The 11216-nt window shown below is 74.9% G+C and carries 2 protein-coding genes and 2 pseudogenes; all 4 read right to left on the bottom strand.

Annotated elements, in window-relative coordinates; genetic code table 11:
• Positions 1-17: 17 nt before the first annotated feature.
• Positions 18-6776 (bottom strand): SDR family NAD(P)-dependent oxidoreductase, encoded by a 6759-nt coding sequence (locus ACVDFE_RS35485; RefSeq protein ID WP_458434451.1) that lies wholly within the window; start codon positions 6774-6776, stop codon positions 18-20.
• 34 nt (positions 6777-6810) lie between these two features.
• A pseudogene (locus ACVDFE_RS35490) lies at positions 6811-10365 on the bottom strand (acyltransferase domain-containing protein); the annotation flags it as partial.
• Between the two features lie 63 nt (positions 10366-10428).
• A pseudogene (locus tag ACVDFE_RS35495) lies at positions 10429-10479 on the bottom strand (hypothetical protein); the annotation flags it as partial.
• A 64-nt stretch (positions 10480-10543) separates the two neighbouring features.
• Positions 10544-11113, bottom strand: a complete 570-nt coding sequence (locus tag ACVDFE_RS35500) for an acyl carrier protein (protein WP_458434452.1) — start codon at positions 11111-11113, stop codon at positions 10544-10546.
• Positions 11114-11216: the final 103 nt, after the last annotated feature.

Genomic DNA, 11216 nt, shown 5'->3' on the forward strand with positions numbered 1-11216 from the left:
GCGGGCCGCTTCGCGCGTCAGATGTGGCTTCCGAGCTCGTCGTCCAGGATGCCGAGCAGTTCCTCCACGGTCGCGGTCTCCAGCGCGCGCTCGTCGCTCACGACCGGTACGTCCGTGCCGTAGGTGGCGGCACCGTCCCAGCGCGCGCTCAGTGCGCGCAGCCGGGCGCCCACCCTGGCGCGCTGCTCGTCGTCCACCGAGGCCGGGTCCGCGGTGGAGTCCAGCAGCGTCTCCAGCCGGACCACCTCGGCCTCCAGGTCCACCACCCCCGCGGCCGCTGTCGCCCCGCCCAGCTCGGTGAACAGGTGCTCGGCGAGTGCGTCGGCGGTCGGGTGGTCGAACGTGAGCGTGCTCGACAACCGCAGGCCGGTGTCGGCTCCGAGCCGGTTGCGGAGCTCGAGCGCGGCCAGTGAGTCCACGCCGAGGTCACCCAGGGAGCGGTCGGGTTCGACCGCGGCCGCGGAGGTGTGGCCCAGCACGCCGGCGACGTGACCGCACACCAGTTCGGTGAGCAGCTTCCTGCCTTCGGCCGCCGGGAGCTTCGGCAGCCGTGCGGACAGCGGCTCGGCCACGACCTCACCGGCGGCGTTCGCCACCCGGCGAACCGGTGCCGCCGCGGCGTGCCCGGACAGCGCGCGGACGAGGGCGGGAGCGTCCTCGGTGACGCGCACCCGCACCGGCAGGACGGCAGCGTGGTCGGCACCGAGCGCGGCGTCGAACAACTCCAGCGCGCGACTCACCGGCAACGGCAGGATGCCGTCGCGGGCGAGCCTGCTCCGCTCCGCCTCGTCCAGGCTCGCGCCCATGCCTCCCGCGCCCGCGGTCTCCCACAGGCCCCACCCGAGCGAGTGCGCCGGCAGGCCCAGGGAACGGCGGTACGCGGCGAGGGCGTCGAGGAAGGCGTTGCCCGCCGCGTAGTTGGCCTGTCCCGCGGCTCCCAGGGTGCCCGCCGCCGACGAGAACAGCACGAACGCCGCCAGGTCCAGGTCCTTCGTCAGCTCGTGCAGGTGCCACGCCGCGTCCGCCTTGGGCCGCAGCACCGTCTCGAACCGGTGCGGGGTGAGGTCGGTGAGCAGTCCGTCGTCGAGGACGCCCGCCGCGTGCACGACGGCCGTCAGCGGGCGGTCCGCGGGCACCGCGGCGACCAGTCCGGCCAGCGCGGCGCGGTCGGTGACGTCACAGACCACCACCTCCACCCGCGCACCGAGCTCGTGGAGCTCCGTCAGGTCCGGCTCGCGGTGACCGCGCCCCACCAGCACCAGGTGACGGACCCCGTGGTTCGCCACCAGGTGCCGGGCCAGCAGCAGACCGAGGCCACCGGTGCCGCCGAGGACGAGCACCGTGCCCGCCGGGTCGAGCGGCACGGGCGTGCCCGGACCGTCCACTTCGGACAGCTCGGGGACGTGGGCCACCCCGGCGCGCAACGCCAGCTCCGGAGCCCCGGTCGCGACAGCGGCCGCGAGGACGGCGTCCGACTCGGCCGTGCCGTCGGAGTCGAGCAGCACGAACAGGCCGGGGTGCTCGACGGCGGCCGCGCGCACCATGCCCCACACCGCCGCCTGCGCGAGGTCGGGGGTCTCGTCCGCGGTGACCGCCACCGCACGCCGGGTGCGGACCACGAGCGGACCGCTCGCGGTGCCGCCGGCCTCGCGTTGCAGCACCGCGAGGGTGGCCGCCACCGTCGCACGCGTCGCGGCCGTCACCTCGCCACCGGCGTGGTCCACGGTGTGCACCCGCGGTTCGGCGGTCGCGGTTCCGACCGGCTTCGGCGTCCAGTGGAGGCGCAGCAGGTCACCGGGCTCGGTCGTCCGCAGCTGGCCGGGGTCGATCTCGCGCAGGCTCAGCGCGGCGACGTCGGCGACCGGAGCGCCCACGCCGTCGTACAGGCGCACGCCGAGCCGGCCCTGCTCCAGCGGCGTCAACCGCACCCGGAGCGCGGTCGCCCCGGTGGCGTGCACGTCGACGCCCTCCCACGAGAACGGCAGGGCCATGACGTCCGGGTCCTGGCCATCGAGGAGGTCGAGCAGGTGCAGTGCCGAGTCCAGCAGTGCCGGGTGCAGGCCGAAACCGGTGCCCTTGCCGTCCGGCAGTCGCACTTCGGCGCACACGTCGGCACCGTCGCGCCACGCGGCGCGCAGCCCGCGGAACAGCGGCCCGTAGTCGTAGCCCTGTGCCGAAAGCCGGTCGTAGACGCCGCTGACGTCGATCGGCTCCGCACCCGCGGGCGGCCACTCGCCCAGCGCGGGCGGTTCCTCCGCCGAGGCCGTGACGAGGACACCGGTGGCGTGCCGCGTCCAGGCCGCGTCCGTCCCTTCCGGACGCGAGTGCACGGCGAGTGCGCGACTGCCGTCCGATCCTGGTGCGGCGGCGGTCACCTGCAGCTGCACGGCCTCACCGGCGGCGAGCGTCAGCGGCCGTTCGAGCGTCAGCTCGGCCAGGTGCGGGCAGCCGGCCTGGTCGCCCGCGCGCACAGCGAGCTCCACGAACGCGCTGCCGGGCACGAGCACGCTCCCGGCGACGACGTGGTCGGCGAGCCACGGGTGCGTCGCGATCGACAGCCGCCCGGTCAGCGCCACGGTGTCGTCGCCCGCGAGCGTCACGGCCGCGCCCAGCATCGGGTGCGCCGCGGGGGTCTGGCCGAGGCCGCGGGCGTCCACCACCGCGCCGGGCTCGTCGTGCAGCCACAGCCGCTGGTGCTGGAAGGCGTAGGTCGGCAGGTCGATCGTGCGCGCGCCGGTGCCCTCGAACGCCTGCGCCCAGTCGACGTCGACTCCCCGGACGTGGGCGGTGCCGAGCAGCGTGGCGAAGGTGCGCACCTCGTCGTGCCCGCGTCGGCACACCGGTGTGAAGGCCGGCGTGGCGTTCTCCGCGTTCCCGACGACCTCGCGGCCCATCGCGGTGAGAACCGCGTCGGGACCGACCTCGATGAAGGTGCTCACCCCGGCGTCGGCGAGCGTGCGAACGCCATCGGCGAAGCGCACGGCCTCGCGCACGTGCCGCACCCAGTACGCCGGCGAGCACAGCTCCTCGTCGGTCGCGCGCTCACCGGTCACGTTGGACACCAGGGGGATCGACGGCGCGGCGAACTCCAGTCCAGCTGCGACCTGCTCGAACTCCGCGAGCATCGGTTCCATCAGCGGCGAGTGGAAGGCGTGGCTCACCCGCAACCGCTTCGTGCGGCGGCCGGTCAGCTTGTCCGCCACCGCGGCCACGGCGGCTTCGGAGCCGGACACGACGACGGCACTCGGCCCGTTGACCGCGGCGATCGCCACGTCGTCGGCCGTCAGGTACGGCAGCACGTCGGTTTCCGCCGCGTCGACGGCGAGCATCGTGCCACCGGCGGGCAGGGCGGCCATGAGTCGTCCGCGTGCGGCGACGAGACGCGCGGCGTCCCGCAGCGACCACACGCCAGCGACGTGGGCCGCGGTCAGCTCGCCGATCGAGTGGCCCGCCACCCAGTCCGGCCGCACGCCGTAGGACGCGAGCAGCCGGAAGAGCGCGGTCTCGACGGCGAACAACGCGCACTGGGTGTAGTCGGTGCGGTCGAGCAACGCGCTCATGTCGTCCGCATCGGCCCACACGACCTCGCGCAGCGGTACGTCGAGGTGCTCGTCCAGCGCCTCGCAGACCTCGTCGAAGGCGGCGCGGAACACGAGGTGGCTCTCGTACAGCGCACGCCCCATGCCGAGTCGCTGGGCGCCCTGCCCGGTGAACAGGAACGCGACCTTGCCCGCCACTGGACGCCCGGTGACGACGGCCTCCGACGTGCGTCCCCCGGCGAGCGCCTCGAGCGCCGCGTCCAGCTCCCCGGCGTCGCACGCCACCACGGCGGCACGATGGCCGAACGTGCTGCGCGTCGTGAACAGCGAGTAGGCGAGGTCCGGCAGCGACGCGCCCGCGACCTGCCGCAGTCGCGCGGCCTGCGCGGCGAGTGCGTCCGGTGTGGTCGCGGAGACCACGAACGGCAGCAGGGGGGCCTCCGCCGCGGGTTCCGGCGCGGGAGGGGCGGCCGGGGCCTGCTCCAGGATCAGGTGGGCGTTGGTGCCGCTGATCCCGAACGACGACACGCCCGCACGACGCGGGTGGCCGGACTCCGGCCAGGCGCGCTGCTCGGTGACCAGCCGCACGGCACCGGCGTCCCAGTCCACCTCCGCCGACGGCGCGGTGACGTTCAGCGTCGCGGGCAGGACGCCGTGGCGCATCGCCTGCACCATCTTCACCACCCCGGCGACGCCCGCCGCGGCCTGCGTGTGCCCGAGGTTCGACTTGATCGAACCGAGCCACAGCGGTTCACCGCGGCCCTGGCCGTAGGTCGCCAGCAGCGCCTGCGCCTCGATCGGATCGCCGAGGGTCGTGCCGGTGCCGTGCGCCTCCACGGCGTCCACATCGGACGGTCCGAGGCCGGAGACGCGCAACGCCTCCCTGATCACGCGCTGCTGCGACGGGCCGTTGGGCGCGGTGAGGCCGTTCGACGCCCCGTCCGAGTTCACCGCGGAGCCGCGGACGACGGCCAGCACGTCGTGGCCGTGGCGCCGGGCCTGCGACAGCCGTTCCACCACGAGGACGCCGACGCCTTCGGACAGCGCCGTGCCGTCCGCGTCGTCGGAGAAGGCCTTGACCTTGCCGTCGGCCGCGAGGTTGCGCTGCCTGCTGAAGTCCACGAACGTGTCCGCGGTCGACATCACGCTCACGCCACCGGCGAGAGCACGGTCGCATTCGCCCCGTCGCACGGCCTCAGCGGCGAGGTGCAGCGCGACGAGCGACGACGAGCACGCGGTGTCCACGGAGAGCGTCGGGCCCTCCAGTCCCAGCGCGTAGGCGACGCGGCCGGAGGCGACACTGCCGAGACTGCCGTTGCCGAGGTAGTCGCGCACCTCCTCGGGCACGGCGCGCAGCCTGCTGCCGTAGTCGTGGTACATCACGCCCACGTAGACACCGGTCCGGGTGCCGCGCACGGTGTGCGGGTCGACGCCCGCGCGCTCCAGCGCCTCCCAGGAGACCTCCAGCAGCAACCGCTGCTGCGGGTCCATGGCGAGCGCCTCCCGCGGGCCGATGCCGAAGAAGTCGGGGTCGAACCGGTCGGCGTCGTGGAGGAACCCGCCCACGGCCGTGCTGCAGTGCCCGGCCTTGCCCGGCTCCGGGTCGTAGAGGTGCGCGAGGTCCCAGCCGCGGTCGGTGGGGAACCCGCCCATGCCGTCGCGGCCGTCGGTGACGAGCTGCCACAGGTCCTCCGGCGTGGCGATGCCGCCGGGGAACCGGCAGGCCATGCCGACGATCACCACCGGATCGTCCTGCGCGTCCACGGTGACCGGCACGGCCGGCACGGGCTCGTCCGCCTCGGCGCCGAACAGCTCCGTGCTGACGTATGCGATCAGCGCGTCGGCGTCGGGGTAGTCGAAGACGAGCGTGGCGGGCAGTCGCAGGCCCAGCGCCGTGCCGAGGCGGTTGCGCAGTTCCACGGCGGTCAGCGAGTCGAAGCCGGTCTCCCGGAACGGGCGGCGCGGGTCGAGCACGAGGTCGTCACCGAAGCCGAGCACGGCGGCGACGAGCGTGCGCAGGAGCTCGCGCAGCTCGGTGTCGCGTTCGGCGGGACCGAGGGCGGTGAGGCGGTCGACGAGCGACGACCGCGCGGCGGCGGCGAGACCGGTCGCGGCGCGCTTGCCCGTGGGCACGAGCCCCCGCAGCAGCGGTGCCACCTCTCCCGCCCTGCGCAGAGCCGGGAGGTCGAGAGCGATCGGCACCAGCCGGGCGTCCGGCGCGGACAGCGCCACGTCGAACAACCGGAGTCCGTCGGCGGTCTGGATCGGGCGCACGCCCGCGCGGGCCATGCGCTCGACGTCGGCGTCGGTCAGGTGCTCGGTGAGCCCGGTGCGCTGGTCCCAGAACCCCCAGGCGAGGGAGTGCGCGGGCAGGCCGAGGGACCGGCGGTGCGCGGCGAGCGCGTCGAGGAACGCGTTGGCCGCCGCGTAGCCGGCCTGTCCCCCGCCGTCGACCGTGCCGGCGGCCGAGGAGAACAGCACGAACGCCGCGAGGTCCAGGTCCTTCGTCAGCTCGTGCAGGTGCCACGCCGCGTCCGCCTTGGGCCGCAGCACCGCGTCGAGGCGTTCGGGGGTCTGGTCGCTCACCAGGCCGTCGTCGAGCACACCCGCGAGGTGCACCACGGCGGTCAGCGGGTGTGCGGGGTCCACGGCGGCCACCACGCGGGCGAGCTGGTCGCGGTCGGCGGCGTCGCAGGCGACCACCGACACGTCGGCGCCGAGGTCCGACAGGTCGTCCGCCGCCACACCGCGACGGCCGGTGAGGACGAGCCGCCGCACACCGTGCTCCCGCACCAGGTGCCGGGCGACCAGGCAACCGAGGACACCGGTGCCCCCCGTCAGGAGCACCGTGCCCTCCGGGTCGAGGGTCGCGGTCGGCGCGGTGGCGGGCACCCGCGCGAGGCGTGGCACGGACACGGTGCCGTCGTGCACGGCGAGCTGCGGTTCGGTGGTCGCGCCCGCGGCCGCGACCGCCGCCTCCACTCCGTCGCCGGAGTCGACCAGCACGAACCGGCCGGGGTGTTCGTCCTGGGCCGCGCGCACCAGGCCCCACACCGCGGCGGCGGCCACGTCGCGGACGGGTTCGGTGACTGCGCCCCCGGTGAGCACGAGCAGCCGCGCGGAAGGCTCCTCGGTGATCCAGCGCTGGATCGCGGCGAGCGCGAGTCCCGTGGTGCCGCGTGCCGCGGCAGCGGGGTCGAGAGCGCCTCCGGTGGTCCCGTCGATCGGCAGGACCACCCACTCGTGTGCGCCATCGGGCAGTGCGGAGTCACCGTCCCACACGACGAACGAGCCGGGTTCGGTCCTGGGCACCGGCAGCACCGGCCAGCTCAGGCGGTAGAGGTCGTCGGTGCGGGTGGCGACGGCACCCCGGTCGACCGGGCGTGCCACCAGCGCTTCCACCTCCGCCACCGGCGCGCCGGTGGGGTCGGCCATGCGCAGCGACAGGGTCTCACCGCGCCGGATCGCCACTCGCAGGGCGGTCGCGCCGGTGGCGTGCAGGGAGACACCGGTCCAGGCGAACGGCAGGCTCGTCTCGCCGGCACCGTCGGCGGCCAGGCCGTCCACGTGCAGGGCGGCGTCGAACAGCGCCGGGTGCAGGCCGAAGCCCGCCGCCTCGACGGGCAGCTCCACCTCGGCGAACAGCTCGTCACCCCGCCGCCAGGCCGCGCGCAGCCCCTGGAAGGAGGGACCGTAGTCGTAGCCGAGCGCGGCGAGCCTGTCGTAGGCGTCGTCGACGACCAGCGGTTCCGCGCCGCTCGGCGGCCACACCGCCAGGTCGAAGGCCGCGGCCGCGGGCTGGGGAGCGAGCAGGCCGGAGGCGTTGCGCGACCAGGGTTCGCCGGGATCGCCGTGCGGTCGCGAGTGGACGGTCAGCGCGCGGTGCCCGGTCTCGTCCGGCGCGTCGACGCGCACCTGCAGCTGGACGCTCCCCCGCCCGGCCAGCACGACCGGCGCGTGGAGGGTGAGCTCCGCGAGGTGACCGTGCCCGAGGTCGTGGCCCAGCGACAGCGCGAGCTCGACCAGCGCCGTGCCGGGGAGCAGCACCGTGCCGGCCACGGCGTGATCGGCGAGCCACGGCAGCGCCGACGTCGAGAGACGGGCGGTGAAGACCACCGCTCCCGCACCGTCCTCGTCCTGGGCCACGGGGACCGCGGCGCCGACGAGCGGGTGCGCGACGGTGTCGAGGCCGGCCGCCGTGACGTCGCCCGTCGCCCCGGACCGGCCCAGCCAGTAGCGTTCCCGCTGGAACGCGTACGTCGGCAGATCGGTCACGCGCGCGCCGGAAGCGCTCAACACCGCGCGCCAGTCCACGGGGACCCCGGCGACGAACGCCTCGGCCAGCGAGGTGAACAGCCGTTCGGGACCGCCGTCGTGCCGGCGCAGCGACCCGACCCCGGTGACGTCGACTCCGGCGGCGTCGGCCGTCTCCGCGATGCTGTGCAGCAGCACCGGATGCGGGCTGCACTCGATGAAGGCACCGTACCCGGCGTCGAACAGCTCGCGGGTCGTCTGTTCGAAGAGGACGGTCTGCCGCAGGTTCTCGTACCAGTACTGGGCGTCGAGGACCACCGTGTCGATCCGGCCGCCGGTCACGGTCGAGTAGAACGGCACGTCCGCCGTGCGCGGCCGGATGCCGGCGAGGTCGGTGAGCAGCCGCTCGTGGATCGCCTCGACGTGCGCGCAGTGCGACGCGTAGTCGACCGGCACGAGCTTGGCCCGGTGCCCGTCCGCGATCACCGCCGCGCGCAGTTCGCCGAGCGCCTCGGGGTCGCCGGAGACCACCACCGACAGCGGGCCGTTCACCACGGCGATCTCGAGGAGGCCGCCGTGGGCCGCGAGTCGTTCGCGCACCTGCTCGGCCGGGAGCGCGACCGACAGCATCCCGCCGCGGCCGGAGAAGCTCGTCGGCGATGGCCTTCGCGCGCAGGGTCACCACCTTCGCACCGTCGGCGAGGCTGAGCGCGCCCGCCACGCACGCGGCGGCGATCTCGCCCTGCGAGTGGCCGATGACCGCCGCGGGCTCGACCCCGTGCGCACGCCAGAGTGCCGCCAGCGACACCATGACCGCCCACAGCACCGGCTGCACGACGTCGACGCGGCCCAGCTCACGCCGGGCGCGGACGGTGTCGAGCAGGTCCCATCCCGTGATGGGGTCGAGCACCGCCGCGCACTCCGCCAGCGCGGCGGAGAACGCCGGTGAGGAGTCGAGGAGGTCGGCGGCCATGCCGGCCCACTGCGAGCCCTGGCCCGGGAAGACGAACGCGACCCGCGACTCGGGGGCGCGGGCACCGCGCACGACACCGGTGGCGGTGTCGCCCGCGGCCAGCGCGGTGAGCCCCGCCGTCAGCGCGGCGAGGTCGTTCCCGACGACGACAGCGCGTTCGTCGAGCACAGCACGCGACGCCACGAGGCCGTACGCGATGTCGGCCGGGGAGTCCGGGGTCGCGGCGAGGTGGTCGAGCATCCGGCGGGCCTGCGCCGCGAGGCCGCGTCCGCTCGCTCCCGACAGCACCAGGGGCACCGGGCCCGACCACGGCTCGGCCGGTTCCGCGACGGGCTCTTCCGCCGGCGGTGACTCGAGGATGACGTGGGCGTTGGTGCCGCTGATGCCGAACGAGGACACGGCGGCCCTGCGCCGTCCGTCGCGCGCCGGCCAGTCGCGCGCCTCGCGGAGCAGCTCGACCGCGCCCTCCTCCCAGTCGACCTTCGAGGTGGGCTCGCCGGCGTGGAGGGTCCGGGGCAGCCTGCCGTGCCGCATGGCCTCGACCATCTTGATGATCCCGGCGACGCCCGCCGCGGCCTGCGTGTGCCCGATGTTCGACTTGATCGAACCGAGCCACAGCGGTTCACCGCGGTCCTGGCCGTAGGTCGCGAGCAGCGCCTGCGCCTCGATCGGGTCGCCGAGCGGCGTGCCGGTGCCGTGCGCCTCCACGACGTCCACATCGGACGGTTCGAGTTCCGCGTCGGCCAGCGCCGCCCGGATCACGCGTTGCTGCGACGGGCCGTTCGGCGCCGTCAGCCCGTTCGACGCGCCGTCCTGGTTGATCGCGGAACCGCTCACCACGGCCAGCACGCGGTGCCCGTTGCGCCGCGCGTCGGAGAGGCGTTCGAGCAACACCATCCCGGTGCCCTCGCCCCAGCCCGTGCCGTCCGCGCCCTCGGCGAACGACTTGCAGCGCCCGTCCTGCGCGAGACCGCGCTGCTTCGAGAAGTCGATGAACGTGTCCGGGGTGGACATCACCGTCACGCCGCCCGCGAGCGCCAGCGAGCACTCGCCTGACCGGAGCGCCTGCACCGCGAGGTGCAGCGCGACCAGCGAGGACGAGCACGCCGTGTCCACCGTGACGGCGGGGCCTTCCAGCCCGAGCGTGTACGACACCCGCCCGGACGCGACGCTGCCCAGGTTGCCGTTGCCGAGGTAGCCCTCGACCTCCTCGGGCACCTCGGTGAGCCAGGTCCCGTAGTCGTGGTACATCACGCCCGCGTAGATGCCGGTCCGGGTGCCGCGCAGGCTGTGGGGGTCGATGCCCGCGCGTTCCAGGGCCTCCCAGCAGACCTCCAGCAGCAACCGCTGCTGCGGGTCCATGGCGAGCGCCTCCCGCGGGCTGATGCCGAAGAAGGCGGGGTCGAACCACGCGGCCTCGTGCAGGAACCCGCCTTCGCGCACGTGGGTCCTGCCCGGTGCGTCGGGATCGGGGTCGTAGATGTTGTCGACGTCCCAGTCGCGGTCGGCCGGGAAGTCCCCGATCGCGTCGGTGCCTCCGGCGACCAGCTCCCAGAGCTTCTCCGGGGTGTCGGCGCCACCGGGATACCGGCAGCTCATCCCGACGATCGCGACCGGTTCCCTGGCCGCTTGGGCGTTCTGCGCGCGCAGCCGCTCGTTCTCGATCAACGACTGACGCAGCGCTTCGACGATCTGTTCGACGGATGTTTCCATGCTCGGTGTCGCTCCCCTGCTCGCTCGGCTTGGCCCTGCTTCCCCGGGTGGCCGGGCGGGCGGCTCAGGTGCCGCTGCGGTTCAACGCGGCGCGCACGAGGTCGGCCACGTCCATGGACTTGATGTCGGTGCCGGGTTCGCCGTCCGCTGTCCGCGGCACCTGCGGTTCGGCCGGCGGTTCCGGGGCCAGGCGGCCGAGGAGGTAGCCGGCGAGTGCGGCGGGCGTCGCGTAGTCGAAGATCATCGTGGACGGCAGCCGCAGCCCGCTGACGGCGTTGAGCCGGTTGCGCAGCTCCACCGCGGCGAGCGAGTCGAACCCCAGCTCGGTGAAAGCGCGCCGTGGTTCCACGTCGGCGGGCCCTGCGTGGCCGAGCACCCCGGCCACCTCGGTGCGGACGGCGGTGAGCACGACGTGCTCGTGGTCGGCCTTCGGCAGCCCGGCGAGCCGGTCGCCGAGGGTGCGGGCGTGCTGGGCGGGTGCCACGGCGACGCCGGCGAGCGTCCGCAGCGGCGCGGGCACCTCCTCGCCTCGCCGCCGCAGCGCCCGGAGGTCGAGCCGGACCGGCAGCACGGCGGGCAGGCCGGTCGTCACGGCGGCGTCGAAGAGGGCGAGCGCGTCGTCCGGTTCGAGCACGCCGACGCCGGAACGCTCGATCCGGGCGAAGCTCGCCCTCGTCCAGCGACGCGCCCATGCCGCCGCCCGCCCACAGGCCCCACGCCATCGACGTCGCGGCGAG

The sequence above is a fragment of the Lentzea chajnantorensis genome, assembly GCF_054300775.1.